Here is an 18521-nt window from a genome sequence, read left to right as displayed (position 1 = left end):
TGCAGGGCATATAAAAAACTCTTTTTGTGCTTGTTTGCGCGACGTGTCCTCTTATTTAAGCAAACGTTTGCAGGCATACAGGGAACATACATCAATGCGCTTCACTGCAAACGTATCCCGAAATTATGCAATCGGTTGCATACAACAAAGCATTTTTTTAACGGATACTGATACTGGATTCACATTCATAACGACGGACTACTGAACCCCAATCGCCTCAACCCCGTTTTAACTTCCGGACAACTCATGAAAAGCCGCCACAGCAGCCCGCTCCGGTAGTTTTCGATCATCACCACGATCGGGCCCTGGTCGATCGCGAGATACTGATAGTCAAACCAGTTTACCGTTTCGTTGAAGGCATCGTAAAACCCGTATTCGCCCCAAAGCCGGTCGCCCAGCTTGTCGTAGAAGTAACGCATGGCCTGCATGGAATATTCCGGTGTGTAGGGAAACGAGGATAACGCCGCCGTAGGCGTGATCACACCGAGATCGTTCGTAGGGCTGTGCGCGTTGTAAAACTCATGGTTGTCGCTCGCGGTAAGGCCCCAGCAATCCGGCCCGTAGCCTTTGAATTGCTTTGGATTGTCGATGCAATATTGCCGGTTGATGAGCGTATGCGCTTTATTCTGTTCCCAGTAATCCGCATATTGATCTTTCAAGCCGCGCGGATCGAGGCCGAGAAATGAATAATGTGCGAAGAAGAGCGGCCCGCCGTACGGAAACCCCAGCGGCAAAGTGATCCCGTAATATTGCCGTCCGTTCAGGAAATAATTGTTGACCGCCCAACCCTGGTGGTACACCCGCGGCGAAACAGGGTACGTGGGCGAAGAAGCCGCCAGCACATAAGCGATCAGGCATTCGTTATAGCCGCGCACCGCGTGGTTCATGGCCCATCCCTGGTTGGGCGACCAATGCCAGTACAGCACATCCTGCCCGCCCTGCGTGTACCAGCTCCACTCGGCTTCGCTCCACATCCAGCCGATCTTGTCGCGCAGCTCGCGCTCTTTGGGAACATCGCGGTCGAAATATTGGCGAACGCACAACAGGCCCTGCCACATGAAGGCCGATTCCACCAGATCGCCGCCATCGTCGCGGCGGGAAAAAGGCACCGTTTTGCCCGTGGCCCCATGCATCCAGTGCGGCCATATCCCGTGATAATGATCGGCTTTCAGGAGGAAGTTGACGATTTTGAGCATTCTGTCCAGCCCTTCATCCCGTGTGATGAATTTCCGCTCGATCCCCACCAGAATCGCCATCACCCCGAACCCCGAGCCACCGATGGTCACGGTATCGGGCGTGGTGGTGCGCTCGGGCGCGAGACCGGATACGGGATGCGCGAATTTCCAGAAGTAATTGAACGTGCGCTGCTGCACGAGCGTCACCAAAGCAGTATCCCCCAGCTGCTGCCGGGGGATTTTTTCTTTTGCTGCGCGCTCATCGCCAGGGGCGCGAACATCGCCGCAAAAACTATCAAAACACATCGGATATTCATCTTCATAACCTGTGTATTACATCAATTATAACCCGGATTCTGCGTCAACCGGTTGCCGGAAAGCACGATCTGTTCCTGCGGAATGGGAAAGAGTTCGTTCTTGTTATCCTGGAACACTTTCCCGTGGGCCCGCAACACCTGCCCTGCGCGGCCGGTCCGCACCAAATCCCAGAACCGGTCGTGCTCCATCGCCAGCTCCACTCTCCGTTCTTTCCAGATTTTCTGCCGCAGGTCTGCCTGTCCCCCGTTCGTTGCCGGCGGAAGCCCGGCCCTTTTGCGGACGATATTCAATTTGGCGAGCGCTTCCGCCCCGTTCCCCAGTTCGTTCGCCGCTTCGGCATATTGCAGGAGCAATTCGCCGTAACGCAATACCCGTAGGTTTTTCGGCGTACGGTCAGGACTTCCGCAATAAGGTTCCTGCGTGCGGCTGTGATACGCCTTGTAACTGTAGCGGTCGTTTTCCACGGAATCGCGGCTGGGCACCCGGAACCCGTCCCACAGCACGGTGCCGTTGGCGCCGATGGTGATGATGGTCGCGTCTTTGCGCTTATCTCCCGGCTCATACGCGGCAGCCAGATCGGCCGTGGGGTTGTTGAACCCGAACCCGAAATCCGTCCATCCCTTCCGCGCGCGGATGCCCTGGGAGTTGGCATACAGCTCGATGGCGGCGTTGCACGCGGCATTGAGGCCCGTCTGCACTTCGAAGATGGATTCGATGGAATTGGCGCCTTTCGCCCGCCAGATATCCGCATAATTCGACAACGTATCGTACAGCCCGGAATTGACCACCGCCTGTGACAATGTGAACGCCTTCTGCCAGTCTTTCCGGTAGAGGTACACTTTCCCGAGCATCATTTGCGCCGCGCCTTTCGTGACGCGCCCTACCTGCGTGGCGCCCTTCACCGGCACGTTATCCACGGCAAACTGGAGATCGCCGATGACCAGCTGATAAATTTCTTCGGCGGATGCGCGCGTCTGGAACTGGTCGGAATTCGCTTCGTCGGGCGTAGGCACGCGGTCGAGCTTGGGAACGCCGCCATAAGTGCGCACGAGGTTGAAGTAGAAATATCCGCGCAAAAACCGCACTTCGCCGATGAGCCGGTTTTTATCGGCGTCGGGCAGCGGGCTCAGCGGCAGCTTGTCCAGCGCCTGGTTGCACCTGGCGATGCCCTGGTAGAGCCCGGTCCAATAGTTTTGGATGATGGGATTGGTGGGCGTGAAAGTGAAATTATCGATCTGGAGCGCAGGCTCGTAATCCTGCGGGGTGCTGCCTTTATCGGCGTCGTCGCTGGAAATGCTCGTGAGGGTGATGAATTGCAGGCCGTGGATGTCTGGCCCGAATCCTCCGAGCCACATCACGTTATACACGCCGTTCACGAGGTCTACCGCGGCGGTGGGATTGGAGCGGATCTCTTCCTCCGTAACCCTGCCCTGTGGCGGGATGTCGAGGAAACTCTTTCCGCACGCAGTGTAGAGGATCCAGCAGCCGGTCAGCACAATGGGAATATAGATGAGTTTTTTCATGTCGCCGTTTTTAGAAGGTGATGTTCAGGCCCAGCGCAAAGGTGCGCGTGGTAGGGTACGGACTGAGCTCGATACCGGCTTCCAGTGGACTGCTGCTGTTTTGCAGGCTGAGGAAGCCGTCTTGCTTCGGATTGCTGGAAATCATTTCCGGGCTGAATCCGGAGAAGCGTTTGACGGTGAAAAGATTCTGCGAGGTGAGGTATATGCGGATCCTTTCGATCTTGATATTATCGAGCAGGCTTTTCGGTAATTCGTACCCGAGCGTCACGTTGTTCAGCCGGAAGAAATTCCCCGATTCCACGAAGTAAGTGGATGCGGGCGTGTTGCCGTACAGCACGCGGGGATCGGTTGTAGACGGGCGGCTGGCGGTCCACCGGCGGTCGGCGTACTTCGCTTCCACGTTGTCGGTCACTTCGTACCGGAACGCTTTTTTGCCGTTGTAGATTTTGTTGCCGGAGTTGCCGTAGAAATCGAGCCCGACATCGAATCCTTTATATTTCAATCCTGCATTGATGCCGTAATACAGTTTCGGCTGATAGGAACCGGCGTAGATGCGGTCCAGGTCGTTGATGCTACCATTGCCGTCCACATCGCGGTATTGCAGATCACCGGGCTGCGCATTGGGCTGAATCTTCTGTCCGTTCTTATCGACATATGCGTCGATGGCGGCCTGATCGGGGAAAACGCCCATCGCGTCCAGCACAAAAAAGCTGCCGATCGCCTGGCCGTTATCCGTTTTGGTGATATTGCCCTGTTGCCCCACGCCGCCGCGGAACAGCGGCTGGCCCTGGTTGAGACCGGTCACTTCGTTATGGTTGAGCGTGAGGTTGCCGCCGATGTTGTAGCTGAAATCTTCCGTGATATTATCTTTCCATCCCAGCGTGAATTCCCAGCCACGGTTCACGAAGGAGCCGGCGTTGGTGGTGTATTCGTTGTCGGGATCGCCCAGCAGGCCGGGGATTTTTACGGTCACGAGCGCGTCTTTGGTCTTCTTGTTATAATAGTTGACTTCGCCCGTGAGCCGGCTGTCGAGGAACGCGAACTCCAGTCCGAAGTCGTATTCTTCCGTGGTCTCCCACTTCAGGTTGCGGTCTTTGATATCGGCGAGATTGGTGCCCAGCGTGGCAGCCCCGTTAAAGAAATACAGCAGGCCGGAATTGGCGGTGAGAATGTAGAGGTTAGACGCGATGTTGTCGTTTCCGATGCGCCCCCAGCTGCCGCGGAGCTTCAGGAAACTCAGCGCGCCGCCTTTCGGCATCCAGTCTTCCTCCGAAATCACCCATCCCGCGCCTACCGCCGGAAAATAACCGTTTCGGTTGGCGGAGGGGAAGCGCGACGAAGCATCGTTACGGAACGAAACCGTCAACAGGTATTTGTCCGCATAACTGTAATTGACACGCCCGAGCCACGACCGGCGGGCGTATTTATCGCCGTCGGCGGTGTTGGTGGAAGTGTTCGGATCGCCGGCGATGAGGTACCACATATCCGGGCTGTTCGGCACGTTCCTGCGCAAACCTTCGAGGTAATTTCCTTCATATTCCTGCGACGTAAAACCGGCCAGCACGGTAAGATCGTGCCGGTCGAACTTTTTCTGGAACGTGACCGTGTTATCCCAAATCCATTCCGTGCCTTCTTCCTTCACCATCGTGAGCTGGCTTTCCGGGCGTTGCTGGTTGCCACCGGCCACGAGGAACGTGGATTCGTTGTTGAGGAACGCCGCGTTGTAGCGCCGCCGGTTCTGGAAGCCCTGGTTGGCGCTGATGGAAGAGCGGAGCTTCAGGAATTCCCATGGACTGTATTCCAGGTACCCCGTTCCCTGCAGGCGGTTTTCCTTGTACCGGTCGTTGACCTTGTCGATGGAAAGGATGGGATTGCCCACGTTCTGGAAAGCGGAAGTATTGCCGTATTTACCGTCGCGCTGAATAGGGATCACAGGCGCGGCGCGGTAGGTGTTGTTATAGACTTCGGCGAGGTTGACGTTTTGCGTGGTGTTGTGCATGTACGACGCCTGCATCACGAATTTCAGGTTGCTGGCGATGTTCCATTCGTTGTTGGAACGGATGGTGAAGCGGTCGTATTTGTTTTGGCGGACGATGCCTTCATCCGTGAGATAGCCGGCGTTGAAATAATAGAGGAATTTTTCCGTGCCGCCGGAAAGCGAAACGTTATGCGTTTGCTGGAGCCCTTTGCGCAGGAGCGCACCGTACCAGTCGCTGTCTGCATTGTAATCGGGAATGGTGACATTGGGGCCCGCGTCTTTCAGATAATCCGCGTATTGCGACGCATTGGCCATTTTCACGGGGTTGGATACTTCGCGCCAGCCCACCGTCATATTATAACTCACTTCCATCTTGCCTGCGCGGCCGCGCTTGGTGGTGATGATGATGACGCCGTTTGCGGCGCGCACACCATAGATCGCGGAGGCAGACGCGTCTTTGAGCACGTCCATCGTGAGGATGTCTGCCGTGTTGATATTACGGATATCGTTCGTGAGTACGCCATCCACTACATACAGCGGTTCCGCGCCCGCGAGCATGCTGCCCGTACCGCGTACGCGCACCTGGGGCTGCGAGCCTGGGGCGCCGGAGCTGACGATCTGCACGCCCGCCAGTTTGCCCTGAACGCCTTGTGTGGCGGTGTTGACGGGTTGCGCGGCGATGGCCTCGCCGCTGAGGCTGCCTACCGAACCGGTGAGGTCGCGCTTGCGGCGGGTGCCGTATCCGACTACTACTACCTGGTTCAATTCACTGGCAGACGCTTCCAGCACCACGTCTATCACCGCGCGCCCGCCGAGCGGGATTTCCTGTGGTGTGTACCCGATATAACTGAATACCAGTACGGATGCCGGATCGGTGACATTGAGGGTGTAGGTGCCGTCTGGCTGCGTAACCGTGCCCTGGCTGGTGCCTTTGATCTGTATGGTGACCCCGGGCAGGGGGTTGCCGTCTTTGTCGCGCACCGTCCCCTTCACAGGGTCTGCCGGCGGACCGGCAAGGCCGGCCGTGGAAAGCAACAACAGCACTGCCACAAACATGTGTAAGCCTGGTTTCATACATCAACGTGTTTTGAATGTCAGAAAAATGGGTGATACAGCAGGAAGAGGGCTAAACAGGGCTGTACAGGGAGAAATAAGGATGCATATAAATTACAATTGACTGGAAGTGAAAGTTCAGTGCTGTTGGCCGTTTCACGCATTCCGGCAACAAAAAGCCCTCCCGGTACCACAGTCCGGGAGGGCATCACAAAGTTGTTTGAAATTCGTTATGGTTGCACGCGTGCCGCCGGCCTGCGTTCCGTTCCGGGCATTTTGCGGAGTTCGTCGCCGAGGGTTTGGCGGTAGTTATCAGCAATGGATTCGAGGTCTTTTACGACGTCGGGGAAAACCTTGCTCACATCGGTGGTTTCACCGGGGTCGATGCTCAGGTCGTACAATCCGCCGGCGATGTCCACATCCGGCTGTGCACCGGGAAAGCCGTCGTACCCGGGCGTATTGAGGCGGTAGGTGCGGCCCCTGTGCGGGAAAACGAGCTTGTAATTGCCTTTGCGCACGGCTTCCAGGTTATTGACGTTGTAGTAATACACGAAATATTCACGCGGATTTGCGCCCGGTTCGTTTTTCAGGAGCGGGAGGATGCTGAGGCCGTCGATCTTCTTTTTCGGCAGATCTGCGCCGCAAACGGCGGCTACGGTGGGGAGGATGTCGATCGCCGCGGCTACTTTATTGCACACGGTGCCTGCGGGAATTTTACCGGGCCATTGCATGATGCAGGGCACGCGCTGGCCGCCTTCCCAGCTGGTGCCTTTGCCTTCGCGGAGGCCGGCGGTGTTGCCGGCGTGGTTGCCGTAGTTCAGCCATGGGCCGTTGTCGCTGGTGAAGACGACGAGCGTATTCTTATCGAGACCGTTTTCTTCCAGTGTCTGTAAAACTTTGCCGATGGATGCGTCGAGCTCGGTCATGAGGTCGCCGAAGAGGCCGGCGCCGCTTTTCCCGCGGAAGGCTTTCGATACGGCGATGGGCACATGCGGCATGCTGTGGGCCATGTAGAGGAAGAAGGGCTCTTTTTTGTGTTTGCGGATGAATTCGCACGCGCGATCGGTGTAAATACCGGTCAATTCAGACTGGTCTTCCAGGTTGCGGATGATGCGGCGGGTTTCATTCCCTTCGATGAGGGGCAGCGGCGGGTACCGGGCGCGCCAGGTTTTGGCGGTGTCGGGATAAGGTTTCCCGTCGTAATGAACGGGCCACATATCGTTGGAGTACGGCAGGCCGAGGTATTCGTTGAAGCCGTGCTGGAGGGGCAGGAAGGGCACTTTGGCACCGAGGTGCCATTTGCCGACCATGCCGGTGGCGTAACCTTTGTCTTTCAATATTTCGGCGATGGTTTCCTCTTCTCCGTTCAGGGCGATTTTTGCGTCGGGGTTCAGCGCATTGTGGATGCCGATGCGGTTGGGATAGCAGCCCGTGAGCAGGCCCGCCCGCGACGCGGAGCACACGGCCTGGGCGGCGTAGAAATGGGTGAAGCGCATGCCCCTGGCGGCCATCCGGTCGAGGTTGGGCGTGGTGTACGGGCCGCCGCCATAGCACGAAGGGTCCCCATATCCCATATCATCCATGAAAATGATGATGACGTTCGGTTTGGCAGGCGGTTGCGGCTCCGCCGGAACGAAGCTCGCGATCCCAAGCCCTGCCGTGGCCAGCAAAAGGCCACCGGCAATTTTCTTCAGCATGTGTGATGATTTTCGTTTTTCGGAAAAAGGAACGCCGCGCGGGAGTACCAACGCGGCGTTCCGACTTATTGGCAAAATACGATTTATCAGTCGGCCAGTATCAGTTCAATTACAGGAATTTCCACACCGGGTTTAATGACGGGAAGACTAAGGTTCAGATCGTCTGCCCCCACTTCATTCTTGATCCAGTGGCCGGCCGGCGCGCTGAAACGGATCTCGGAGCCGTCGTGCAGGAATTGCGCGTATTTGATCTTCCCTTTATAACCCGGCAGTGTGAAGTTTTGCAGCGGGTAATCGAGGAGGTGAACGTAAAGGCGCTTAGTCGTTGGATTATACGTCAGCAGCGTGTTTTCAGGCTTTTTGAAGTTATCGGGCGCCTGGGTGCAACCGTAAATCGACCGGCTGTTCAGTTCCATCCACTGCCCCATTCCATCCAGCGCCTTGTCTGCGCGCGCATCGAACTTGCCGCGGGCGGTAGGGCCTACATTCAGGAGGAGGTTACCGCCTTTGCTCACGGTTTCGATGAGCAGGCCGAGGAGTTGCTTGTTGTCTTTCCAGGTGTTTTCATCGCGGTAATAACCCCACGATCCGGAGAAGGTCTGGCAGGTTTCCCAGGGCACGCGCTGGCCGTTGTGCGTGGGCCATGCGGCTACTTTGAACTGTTCGGGCGTCACGAAATCGCCGCCGTCGGCATATTCCTTGAGATCGAGGCGGTCGTTGACGATGATGTCCGGCTGGAGTTTACGCACCAGTTTGATGAGATCTTCCGAGCCCCAGTCTTCACGGCCTTTCCCGCGTTTGCCGGGGTAGGAGAAATCGAGCCAGAGGATGTCGACCTTTCCGTAATTCGAGAGCAGTTCGCGCACCTGGTTTTGCAGGTAGGTGCGGTATTTGGACATATCGCGGCCCTTGTTGAGGGCTTCGTAATCGGCGTCGTTTTGCGGGCGGTTGGGATGTGTGCCGTCGATGGTGAAATCGGGATGGTGCCAGTCGATGAGGGAATAATAAAACCCGATCTTAAGGCCTTCGGCGCGGAAAGCGTCTACCCATTCGCGGAGGAGGTCGCGTTTGGCGGGCGATTTAACGGCGGTGTAATCGGTGTATTTAGAATCGAAGAGGCAGAACCCTTCGTGGTGTTTGGTGGTGATGACGGCGTATTTCATGCCGGCGGCTTTGGCTTTGCGGGCCCATTCGCGGGGGTTGTAGAGGTCCGGATTGAAGAGGTCGAAATATTTCCGGTAGGCGGAGTCGGTGATCTGTTCGCGGTTCTGTACCCATTCGTGGCGGGCGGGGAGGGCGTAAAGGCCCCAATGGATGAACATGCCGAAGCGGTCGTTGGTCCACCAGGCGAGGCGTTTCTCCTTTTGCGCCGGTGTTTCGGCGAAGAGGCGTTTTTCCTGGGCAGACGCGCAAAGGTGCAGGGCGGCGACGAGGACGGTGAGGACGATGGATCGTTTCATGGTAACGGCTGATTTTGAATGAATTGGCAAGATAGTTTGTGTGAATTGCGGGGGATGGTAGTTTTTTGTCATTGATTGGGAGGATTTGAAGTGGGTGGAAAATTGGGGGGATTCTTTGCCGGTTTGACTCCCGTGTTCAACCGGGGCGGTGTTGGGTGAAAGTCCTGCAATTTGTTAAACAACTTATTATTAACATCTGATTAACAATCACACAATCGAATCGACAGTAACATTGCTGAAAATATTCACTTTCTGTTAGATAAAAGTGTACGATTTGTGCCTCCGGGCCTCTGGTTTACCTTAAGCAAAATAGCCGTCAGCTTCGTCATCGCTGGCGGTTTTTCTTTTGTGGAAGGTGCTACTGCGGCGGGTTTTAAGAAAACGGGGCGCGCGGAAGTGCGGGCCGTAGCGCAGGGAAATTCTGGTGCCGGGCGGCTGCCGGCCGATGGCAGGGATGCGGGCGCGGAGCAGCGGGCAGGCTACCCAAAAGCTACCCTTTCCATTTGTTAATAAAAATCAAAATATGACATTTTTATAACATGGCGTTAACACGCGTAAAAACGGCTGTAACGTAATATTGATGCATGATTCAAGCTCCAAGTTAACCAATCTGAAGGCAACCTCACCAAAGAGGTTGCCTTTTCAAATAGTTTAGCTGGTGCGGTAATAATGCAGGCCTGCGGCGTAATTTCGGATTGAATCCTATCAAAGCAAAGCAGTACTGTATTCGTTAACCGTTAAAACAAATATCCCGCGAATGATGTAAATTTTTTAAAAGACAAAAAGACACAGACACAGTGAAGCTCCATTCCGTCCAGGACACATTCGTTAACAACATTTACAATTTAGCTATTAAACCCCCTGTTGATCCATGCCAAAGCGTTATTTCGAAAGACTACAGACCATCGATTACCTGATCCGTATCAAAGGCACCGGAAAGCCCGCCCAGCTGGCCAAACGCCTGCGGATCTCGGAAAGGACCTTGTACGAGTTCCTCAAGCTCATGAAAGACCTGGGAGCCCCTATCGAGTACGATAGATACAAGGAAAGCTATTATTACGGGGAAAAAGGTGGATTCAATATCAAGTTCACCAAACTGCTTGCGGGGCTTACCTCCGCCGTCCCCTTCCTGCTGCTCTGCTATACGCAAACGAGTTAGCATTAATTTTTTATTTCCAAGGCGCCGGTTAACAAAATATTAACAGGCGCAAGCCCGGCTTAAAGCTATTTTGTTGTCGTAATCACAAATCGGCATCAGAATAGCTTTTGCCGTTTTGACTACCTCCGTCTGACATCCGAATTTTTTACATCCAGCAGGTGCGAGCCCCATCACTAATTGCACGAGCGGGTTTCTGTCCAGTTACCGGCCTGCAATTTTTAATACGCCCGCGCCGGCCCTGTGATACATCGATTTATTTATAACGCGGTTAAGATCGAAACGATCTATTTTAGATGCTAAGACGATGCAGGTTTCTTTTCAGTCACCTGCCCCTTAACCCAATCCGCCGTCATTTTCCCCATACCTGTCCGTTTTCATGCCACTCCGAACCTGGTTTCCAGGCTGGCCCTTTCGCGTAGGAGAATCGTCCATTGCTCCCGCTCAGCCGCAGCACGGCTTTCTTATCGGCCGCAAAGTGCCACAGGTACTGGTCCCTCGCGCCCCCATCCCCTTTCTTCACAGGCCGCAGCTTCAATTCCAGCATATCCTCCGATTCCGACAGCTCCAGCCCCATCGCCCATTCCGGCATGCCCTTCATCTCCACCGCCAGCACGAAATCCTTCCCGTACCGCATGGGAAACCCTTCCGTCCGCGGCCGGTGCGCCGGCGCCAGGCAATTGTTCACCTCCGCACTGTCTTGCAGCACATACACATTGAACTCCCCGCCGCCCAGCGTATCCGAATAAGCCGGGCTGCCACAGGGCGGGAAATAGCGGTAATCGTCGATCGGAACGTAAGACGTAGCCAGGGGCTGCTTCGGTCCGGAGAACGCTCCGCATCCGGCCAGCGCCCACAACAATGGTAAAAACACGCGCATCCGGTAATTTACGAAGAAGCCGGCATTCTCCGCATTGATGGCATTTTACCTTTTCCCAACGCTCGTTTCGCACCTACTCGTTTTTTATGCCGATTCCGGCTATTTTTAATCATTATGCATCACCACGTTCTACTCTCAGCCATGATGGCCGTTGCTACCGTTGCAGCATCCGCACAGCAGCGGCCCGATCACACGCTCTATTTTGATAAGCCCGCCTCCCATTACGAAGAAGCCCTGCCCATCGGCAACGGCACCCTCGGCGCCCTCGTTTACGGCAACCCCGTGCGCGACCGGTTCGTGCTCAACGAAATCAGCCTCTGGTCGGGCGGCCCGCAAAACGCCGACAACGACACCGCCTACCGCGTGCTCCCCCGCATCCGCGAAGCCCTGCTGGCAGGCCGTAACAAGGAAGCGCAAGACATCCTCCAGCAGTATTTCATCTGCACCGGCCAGGGCTCCGGCCATGGCAACGGCGCCAACGTCCCTTTCGGGTGCTTCCAGGTTTTCGGGGATCTTACGCTCGACTGGAAAGACACGCTGGCCCCTTATCAAAATTACCGTCGCACGCTCGACTTCACCACCGCTACCGCCCGCACCACCTGGAGCCGTAACGGCATCGAATACACGCAGGAAGCCTGGGTGAGCCAGCCCGCCAACCTCCTGGCCATCCGCATCTCCGCCAATCGAAAGGGCTCCATCTCCCTCACCGCCGCGCTTTCCCGCCGCGAAAGGGCTAACACCCGCGCGGAAAACGGGAACCTCATCATGGAAGGCACCATGAACAACGCCGGTCAACCCGGGATGAAATTCGCTGGCATGCTGGCCCCGCAATTAACCGGCGGCAAATCCATCGCCACGGCAAACGGCATCGTTATCGAAAACGCGGACGCGGTGGTCCTTTACTTTACCGCAGCTACCGACTACAACGATAAAGACTTCCGGCAAAAGGGCCCCGATCCCCTGCCGTTGGTAAAAAGCAGGCTGGCCGCTGCCAAAAAGCCGTATGCCGCGCTGCAAAAAGCCCAGCAGCTGGCGCATCAAACCTATTACAACCGCAACTCCTTTACCCTGGCCGCCAATTCCGCAACCGGCCAGCTCACCACGCCGGAAAGGCTCAAGCGTTACTACGAGGGCCAGCCCGACCCGCAGCTGCCCGTTCTCTATTACAACTACGGCCGCTACCTGCTGATCGGCTCCTCGCGCCCGGGGCATCTCCCCGCCAACCTGCAGGGCCTTTGGGCGCCGGAGTACCAAACTCCCTGGAACGGCGACTACCACATCGATATCAACCTCCAGATGAACTATTGGCTGGCGCCGGTCACCGGCCTCGACGATCTCGCAGAGCCGCTCCACCGCTACATCCGCCTGCTTTCCAAAGAAGGGGAACGTACGGCCAAAGCCTACTATAACGCACCGGGATGGGTAGCCCACGTGATCGCGAACCCCTGGGGCTTTACATCGCCCGGGGAAGGCGCCGGATGGGGCTCCACCCTCACCGGCGGCGCCTGGCTCGCAGAACATATCTGGGAACATTTCCGCTTCACGCGCGACACCGCTTTCCTCCGCGAATATTACCCCGTGCTGAAAGGCTCGTCCGACTTCCTGCGCGCCATCCTTATCCGCGAACCACAGCATGGGTGGCTGGTTACAGCGCCCTCCAACTCGCCGGAGCATAGCTACATCATGCCCGACGGCACCAGCGGCAACACCGTTATGGGCCCTGCCATCGACATGCAGATCTGCCGCGAGATTTTCGGCGCCACCATCGAATCCGGCCGTATCCTGGGAATTGATGCCGCCTGGAGAAAAGAGATGAACAGCGTTCGCGCGCAGCTCGCGCCCAACCAGATCGGGAAAGACGGCGACATCAATGAATGGCTGCACGACTGGAAAGACGGCGAGCCCCATCACCGCCACGTTTCGCACGCATATGCGCTGCACCCCTACGACGAAATCACGCCCTGGCAAACGCCCGAACTGGCTGCCGCCATGCGCGAAACCCTCCGCCAGCGCGGCGATGACGGCACCGGATGGTCGCTGGCATGGAAGATCAACTTCTGGGCGCGGCTGCAAGACGGCGACCATGCCCTGCAACTGATCAAAAAGCTGCTTCGTCCTGTAGACCCCGCCAAGCCCCGCGGCGGCGGCGTATATCCCAACCTGTTCTGCGCTCACCCGCCCTTCCAGATCGACGGTAACTTCGGCGGCACGGCGGGCATCGCGGAAATGCTGCTGCAAAGCCATGGCGAAGGCACCGTTATCCGCCTGCTGCCTGCATTGCCCACGGAAGCCGGATGGCAACAGGGCAGCGTGAAAGGCATGCGCGCCCGGGGAGGGTTTTCGGTTGACATGAACTGGCAGAACGGCGCCATCACCACCGCAAAAGTGCGCTCGTTGAAAGGTGAGCCCTGCGCCATCGTGGTACCGGCGGGCAAATCGGTGTACGACGCGAAGGGGAAAGCACTCTTCCAATCTGGCGCCGCAGCAAAGCAAGCTTTGTTCCCGACGGTAAAAGGTGGTGTATATACCATTAGATAAATTATCGGTGAACGAATGATAGTGAACGAGCGCCCCGGCACCGGGGCGCTCGTCTTATTACAGGCCATCTCCCGCCATTCGCCGCCATTTTCAGCCGTCTGCCGGATTGGATTTCCACACCTGCTCCGCAACAGCTAGATTTGACCCATGAAGATTCGTTACCGATACTGGATCGCACAAATACTCGGCTGGGGACTGTTCACCTACCTGTGGAACAACATCCGCATGGACGGGTTCGGCCTCCGGGGCGATGTGTTCTCCGATTACGATTTCTATTTCCACATTGCCAACGGCGTAGTCTGCACCCATTTGCTGGACGTGTTCATCCGCTGGCAGAAGATGGAGCGCATGCGTTTCGGGGCCGTGTTTACCAAGCTGTGGCTCGCCGTGCTCGGCGCTTCCATTTTGATAGTCGTGAACCTCGCGATCATGGCCATATGGGAATCCGGGGGATGGAAAGCGTTTATCGGGCCGGTCACGAAACACAATGATCTATCGCCCAACACGATGATGATCATCATCTTCATCATCGCCGTGTTTTTATGGCATTTGCTGTTGTGGGGATGGGTGGCGATTTACTTCGCCCTGGCGCAGGGCCGCGTGAAACGGCAGGAGCTGGAAAGCCAGAACCGGTTGAAGCAGGCTGAGCTGGACAACCTGAAAACGCGCCTCAATCCGCATTTCCTCTTCAATTCCCTCAGCAGCATCCGCAGCCTGATCGCCGAAAACCCGGAACGGGCGCAGCGTGCCGTGGGTGAACTGGCGGAAGTGCTGCGCAGCGCCATGTTGTCTGAACATCAGCAACTGATCCGGTTCGACCGGGAACTGGAAGTGGTGAAACATTACCTCGCCATTGAAAAAATCCGTTTCGAAGAGCGCCTGCAGGTGGAATTCAACATCGGTGATGGGTCAGACGGGCAGACAATTCCGCCCATGTTACTGCAAACCCTCGTGGAAAACGCCATCAAGCACGGCATCTCCAAACGCAGCGCCGGCGGGGATATCCGGATATCCGCCATCCGTTCGGGAAAGCATTTCATCATCCAGGTCGATAATACGGGCAGGATGGACAATACGACTTCGGATGAGGGGTTCGGCATCAACGGTACCATCCGCCGGCTGGCGCTCCTTTATGGCGGCGAAGCGAAATTCCACATCTGCAATCTTGAAAACGATACCGTGCGCGCCACGGTCAAAATACCCGCAGCATGATCCAGGCATTGATCATAGACGACGAAAGGCTCGCCCGCAACGATCTCCGCGGGGTGCTCAAATCCTTTCCGCAAGTGGAGATCACGGGAGAGGCCGCCAACATCCGGGAGGCGGAAAGGCTCATCGCGGAGCTTCGCCCACAGTTGCTTTTCCTCGACATCGAAATGCCGGAAGGCACCGGTTTCCAACTGCTGGAAAACCTCGATGTGGCCCCGCACGTCATCTTCACTACGGCTTACGACGCCCATGCCATCCGCGCCTTCGAGATCAATGCGCTCGATTACCTGCTGAAGCCCGTCACCGAAAAACGGCTACAGGAAGCCCTCGCGCGCATACCGCCAGCTTCGCCCGCAGCGCCCGCAACCGCCTACCTTCCCATCCACGAAAAAATATTCGTGAAAGACGGCGACCGTTGCTGGTTCATTCCCCTGGCAGACATCCGGCTGCTGGAAGCGGCCGACGACTATGTGCGCCTCCGTTTCGGGAAGCACACGGCCCTGCTGGCCCGCAGCCTGCAATCGTTCGAGCCCCGGCTCGACCCGCAGTATTTCTTCCGCGCCAGCCGCCGCCACATCGTGAACCTGCAGCACGTGCAGTCGGTTTCCCTGCTGCCTTCGCAATTGCTGCAACTGGAAATGAGCGATGGTTCCCTCGTTCCGCTGAGCCGCAGACAGACCGTCCTTTTCCGCGAACTACGCGGTATATAAACCAGATCATCCCATCTTAAATATCATCACATGAAACGCATCTACCTGCCGTTACTGGCATTGCTATGCCTGTGCGCGAACGTTTCCGCACAAAAGCCCATCACCCTTTCCTCGACCGATCCGGCGGCGGATTACGCCGACCTCCTTCCGCTAAAAAATCAATTGTCGCACGCCACTGTGATCGGTGCGGGGGAAGGGACGCATGGCTCGCGGGAATTTTTCCGGATGAAGCACCGCCTGTTCAGGTTCCTCGCCGAAGAAATGGGGTTCACGGTGTTCGCTATGGAAGACAGTCCGATCGGCGCCGCGCTCATCCAGCAATTCATCGACACCGGCGAAGGCAATCCCGTCGCCATTATCCGCGAGCATTTCCACAAAGTGTACCAGGTGAAGGAACTGTCGGACCTCGTGTACTGGATGCGGGATTACAACCTGCATCACGACAAAAAACTCCGCTTCGCGGGATTCGACTGTCAGCAGATGCATTATTTTCACCAGCAACTGTCGGGGCTTTCCACCCAATACGACCTGCAATGTTTCGCCCCTTTGCTGAATTACACGGCCGATACGGGCATCACGTTCAGCAAAGCCATGGAGCCCATCATCCGCATCTGCGACAGCCTTAAACGCGTGCTGCCCGCCAGCATGAACGGTGTCCCGGAAGCCGACTGGAAGCTCGCGCGCTTTTGCCTGAACAATATCCTCGCCGCCGCGCATGAATTCCGTATGCAGCAAGACGATTGGGAACAATCCTTCAACACCCGCGATTCCATGATGGCCAACAACATTTTCTGGCTCGCGGAGAAATACAAGGGGGAAAAGATGATGCTCTGGGCGCATAATTCCCATCTCGGCAACGTGTATTCCGATTCGGGATTCACTTTCCGGCCGATGGGCGAACATTTGCGCAAGGTGTACGGCCAGCGGTACCAGAACATCGCCATGCTGACGGGATCCGGCACTTATCGCGCGCTGCCAGACCATCATGTGGAACCCGATACCGCCCACGCCATCGTACCGCCCATCGCGGGATCGGCGGAAGCGCAGCTCCAGGCTTACAAAATCCCCATGTTCATCCTTCCCCTGCATAAATCCGGTATCCGCGGCCGGATGCGCACCATCGGCTCCATTGCGTCGGAATACCAGTTCACCTTGTGGCCCGTGGCTTTGCGCGAGCGGTTCAACTGGGTCGTGTACCTGGAAAAAACATCGTCTGCCGCAACGCTCTGATTTACCGGCAATTCGTTAAATTACGTACAAACGCTGTTTGTATGCACCGATGGAAATTTTACGGGCTTGTCCTGTGCCTCCTCACCGCAATGGCTGCCGGGGCGCAGGACAGCCTTCTTTCCGCACCGGTACTTTTCCGGGGCGACACGCTCTTCCTCCTGCAAACCGCCCCGCATAATATCAGCGTCAGTGAAAGAGCGGCGCTGATCGGGGGAAGGATTTCCTCGATGTATGCCCAGCACGACTTCCGGCCGGATTCACTGATATTGACGGAAGACTCGCTGGCATCGCGCATTTTGTACAAAGGGCAGGTGGTGATGACCATCACTTCGGCCGATGCGGCGGTTTCCGATCTCGACAGGCCAACATTGGCGCGGAATTACCTGACACTGATCCGGGAAAAGACCGGCGACCTGCAATCGTTCTCGAGCATGAAGCAGGTGCTGCTGTTCGCTGCGGAGGCGCTCGCTGTGATCGCGGGGCTAGTACTGCTGATCTGGCTGCTGAACAAATTGTACCGGCGCGTGAAACTCCGGTATGCCCGCCGCAGTTACAAACCTTTCGTAGCGGGCTCGTATACCCTGCTTTCCGGCGAGCGGGTGCGGGGGCTGTGGCTCAAAACGCTGGCCATCATCCGGCTGGCGGTATTCCTTATCATCATTTACCTGGCGCTCCCGGTGCTGTTCAGCATTTTCCCCTGGACGGAGAAGCTGGCCGACCGGTTGCTGACATACGTGCTCGATCCGTTGAAGGATATTTTCCGCAACATAGCCGCCTACATCCCGAACCTGCTCACGATCCTCGTGATCTGGCTGTTTACCCGGTACATCATCAAGCTGGTCAAATTCATGGCGGGCGAGATCGAAAGAGGGGTTTTGCAGATCAGGGGTTTTTACCCGGATTGGGCGCAGCCGACCTATAACATCGTCAAAGTGCTGTTGTACCTCTTCATGTTCGTTGCGATCTATCCATACCTGCCGGGCTCGGGATCGCGGGTGTTCCAGGGCGTTTCGGTATTCCTGGGATTGCTGATCTCGATCGGCTCTTCTTCCGCCATCGGCAATATGGTGGCCGGCATCGTGATTACTTACATGCGGCCATTCAGGATCGGGGAAAGGATCAGGGTGGGCGATGTGACGGGCGATGTCATCGAAAAAAACCTGCTCGTCACCCGTATCCGCACCATTAAAAACGAAGATGTGACGATCCCCAATGCCGTGATCCTCGGCGGGCAAACGATCAATTACTCTTCCTGCGCGCAGCAACAGGGGCTGATCCTTCATGTGGAAGTGACGATCGGCTACGATTCCCCCTGGCCGCACATCCACAAGCTCCTGCTGGCATCCGCCGCCAAAACGGAAGGCCTGCTTTCCGAGCCCAAACCGTTCGTGCTGCAGACGGCCCTGAGCGACTATTACGTCAATTACCAGCTGAACGCCTACACCCACGAGCCGGAGCGAATGGCCGTCATTTATTCGGAGCTCTATAAAAACATCCTCGATACCTTCCACGAAGCGGGGCAGGAGATCATGTCGCCCGCCTACCAGGCTTACCGCGACGGCAATTCGCCGGCCATCCCGAAAAAAGAATAAAG

At 56.6% G+C, this 18521-nt stretch carries 12 protein-coding genes; 6 read left to right on the top strand and 6 right to left on the bottom strand.

Translation table 11 applies throughout. From position 1 onward, the window contains the following. Positions 1–185 precede the first annotated feature (185 nt). The 5 genes from WJU22_RS09260 to WJU22_RS09240 all read right to left on the bottom strand — a co-directional run bounded on the left by WJU22_RS09260 (position 186) and on the right by WJU22_RS09240 (position 9204). Entirely contained in the window at positions 186–1481 is a 1296-nt protein-coding gene (locus WJU22_RS09260; RefSeq protein WP_341842956.1) for a glucoamylase family protein, read from the bottom strand. Between the two features lie 32 nt (positions 1482–1513). Then, on the bottom strand, positions 1514–3016 hold the full coding sequence (locus WJU22_RS09255; protein ID WP_341842955.1) for a RagB/SusD family nutrient uptake outer membrane protein: 1503 nt from the start codon (positions 3014–3016) through the stop codon (positions 1514–1516). A gap of 10 nt (positions 3017–3026) precedes the next feature. Next, complete coding sequence (locus WJU22_RS09250) at positions 3027–6068, bottom strand: TonB-dependent receptor (protein ID WP_341842954.1); 3042 nt, start codon at positions 6066–6068, stop codon at positions 3027–3029. Between the two features lie 209 nt (positions 6069–6277). Beyond that, on the bottom strand, positions 6278–7744 hold the full coding sequence (locus tag WJU22_RS09245; protein ID WP_341842953.1) for a sulfatase: 1467 nt from the start codon (positions 7742–7744) through the stop codon (positions 6278–6280). 86 nt (positions 7745–7830) lie between these two features. Continuing rightward, positions 7831–9204, bottom strand: a complete 1374-nt coding sequence (locus WJU22_RS09240; protein ID WP_341842952.1) for an alpha-L-fucosidase — start codon at positions 9202–9204, stop codon at positions 7831–7833. An 871-nt stretch (positions 9205–10075) separates the two neighbouring features. Here WJU22_RS09240 and WJU22_RS09235 point away from each other — a divergent pair. Then, the gene (locus WJU22_RS09235) at positions 10076–10363 is read left to right on the top strand and encodes an HTH domain-containing protein (protein ID WP_341842951.1); all 288 of its coding nucleotides are present in this window, start codon (positions 10076–10078) and stop codon (positions 10361–10363) included. A gap of 349 nt (positions 10364–10712) precedes the next feature. Here WJU22_RS09235 and WJU22_RS09230 read toward each other — a convergent pair whose 3' ends face one another. After that, the gene (locus WJU22_RS09230; protein WP_341842950.1) at positions 10713–11234 is read right to left on the bottom strand and encodes a hypothetical protein; all 522 of its coding nucleotides are present in this window, start codon (positions 11232–11234) and stop codon (positions 10713–10715) included. A gap of 120 nt (positions 11235–11354) precedes the next feature. Here WJU22_RS09230 and WJU22_RS09225 point away from each other — a divergent pair, with 120 nt between their 5' ends. From WJU22_RS09225 to WJU22_RS09205, 5 genes are all read left to right on the top strand, one after another. Beyond that, complete coding sequence (locus WJU22_RS09225; RefSeq protein WP_341842949.1) at positions 11355–13778, top strand: glycosyl hydrolase family 95 catalytic domain-containing protein; 2424 nt, start codon at positions 11355–11357, stop codon at positions 13776–13778. A 147-nt stretch (positions 13779–13925) separates the two neighbouring features. Continuing rightward, positions 13926–14990: a sensor histidine kinase gene (locus tag WJU22_RS09220; RefSeq protein ID WP_341842948.1), complete on the top strand. Its 1065-nt coding sequence runs from the start codon at positions 13926–13928 to the stop codon at positions 14988–14990. Then, positions 14987–15697 (top strand): LytTR family DNA-binding domain-containing protein, encoded by a 711-nt coding sequence (locus WJU22_RS09215; protein ID WP_341842947.1) that lies wholly within the window; start codon positions 14987–14989, stop codon positions 15695–15697. Before WJU22_RS09220 ends, WJU22_RS09215 begins: the two co-directional genes overlap by 4 nt. Before the next feature lie 30 nt (positions 15698–15727). After that, on the top strand, positions 15728–16927 hold the full coding sequence (locus WJU22_RS09210; protein WP_341842946.1) for an erythromycin esterase family protein: 1200 nt from the start codon (positions 15728–15730) through the stop codon (positions 16925–16927). Between the two features lie 41 nt (positions 16928–16968). Then, positions 16969–18519: a mechanosensitive ion channel family protein gene (locus tag WJU22_RS09205; RefSeq protein WP_341842945.1), complete on the top strand. Its 1551-nt coding sequence runs from the start codon at positions 16969–16971 to the stop codon at positions 18517–18519. Positions 18520–18521 lie beyond the last annotated feature (2 nt).

Origin of the sequence: Chitinophaga caseinilytica (assembly GCF_038396765.1) — a bacterium.
Classification (GTDB): Bacteria; Bacteroidota; Bacteroidia; order Chitinophagales; family Chitinophagaceae; genus Chitinophaga; species Chitinophaga caseinilytica.
The sequence above is the reverse complement of the archived record's forward strand: the minus strand, read 5'-3'. Positions and strand labels throughout refer to the sequence as shown.

Coding starts and splice junctions, on each gene's coding strand:
- WJU22_RS09235 (WP_341842951.1), top strand. CDS start 10,076: ATGCCAAAGCGTTATTTCGAAAGACTACAGACCATCGATTACCTGATC.
- WJU22_RS09255 (WP_341842955.1), bottom strand. CDS start 3,016: ATGAAAAAACTCATCTATATTCCCATTGTGCTGACCGGCTGCTGGATC.
- WJU22_RS09260 (WP_341842956.1), bottom strand. CDS start 1,481: ATGTGTTTTGATAGTTTTTGCGGCGATGTTCGCGCCCCTGGCGATGAG.
- WJU22_RS09245 (WP_341842953.1), bottom strand. CDS start 7,744: ATGCTGAAGAAAATTGCCGGTGGCCTTTTGCTGGCCACGGCAGGGCTT.
- WJU22_RS09215 (WP_341842947.1), top strand. CDS start 14,987: ATGATCCAGGCATTGATCATAGACGACGAAAGGCTCGCCCGCAACGAT.
- WJU22_RS09240 (WP_341842952.1), bottom strand. CDS start 9,204: ATGAAACGATCCATCGTCCTCACCGTCCTCGTCGCCGCCCTGCACCTT.
- WJU22_RS09220 (WP_341842948.1), top strand. CDS start 13,926: ATGAAGATTCGTTACCGATACTGGATCGCACAAATACTCGGCTGGGGA.
- WJU22_RS09225 (WP_341842949.1), top strand. CDS start 11,355: ATGCATCACCACGTTCTACTCTCAGCCATGATGGCCGTTGCTACCGTT.
- WJU22_RS09210 (WP_341842946.1), top strand. CDS start 15,728: ATGAAACGCATCTACCTGCCGTTACTGGCATTGCTATGCCTGTGCGCG.
- WJU22_RS09205 (WP_341842945.1), top strand. CDS start 16,969: ATGCACCGATGGAAATTTTACGGGCTTGTCCTGTGCCTCCTCACCGCA.
- WJU22_RS09250 (WP_341842954.1), bottom strand. CDS start 6,068: ATGAAACCAGGCTTACACATGTTTGTGGCAGTGCTGTTGTTGCTTTCC.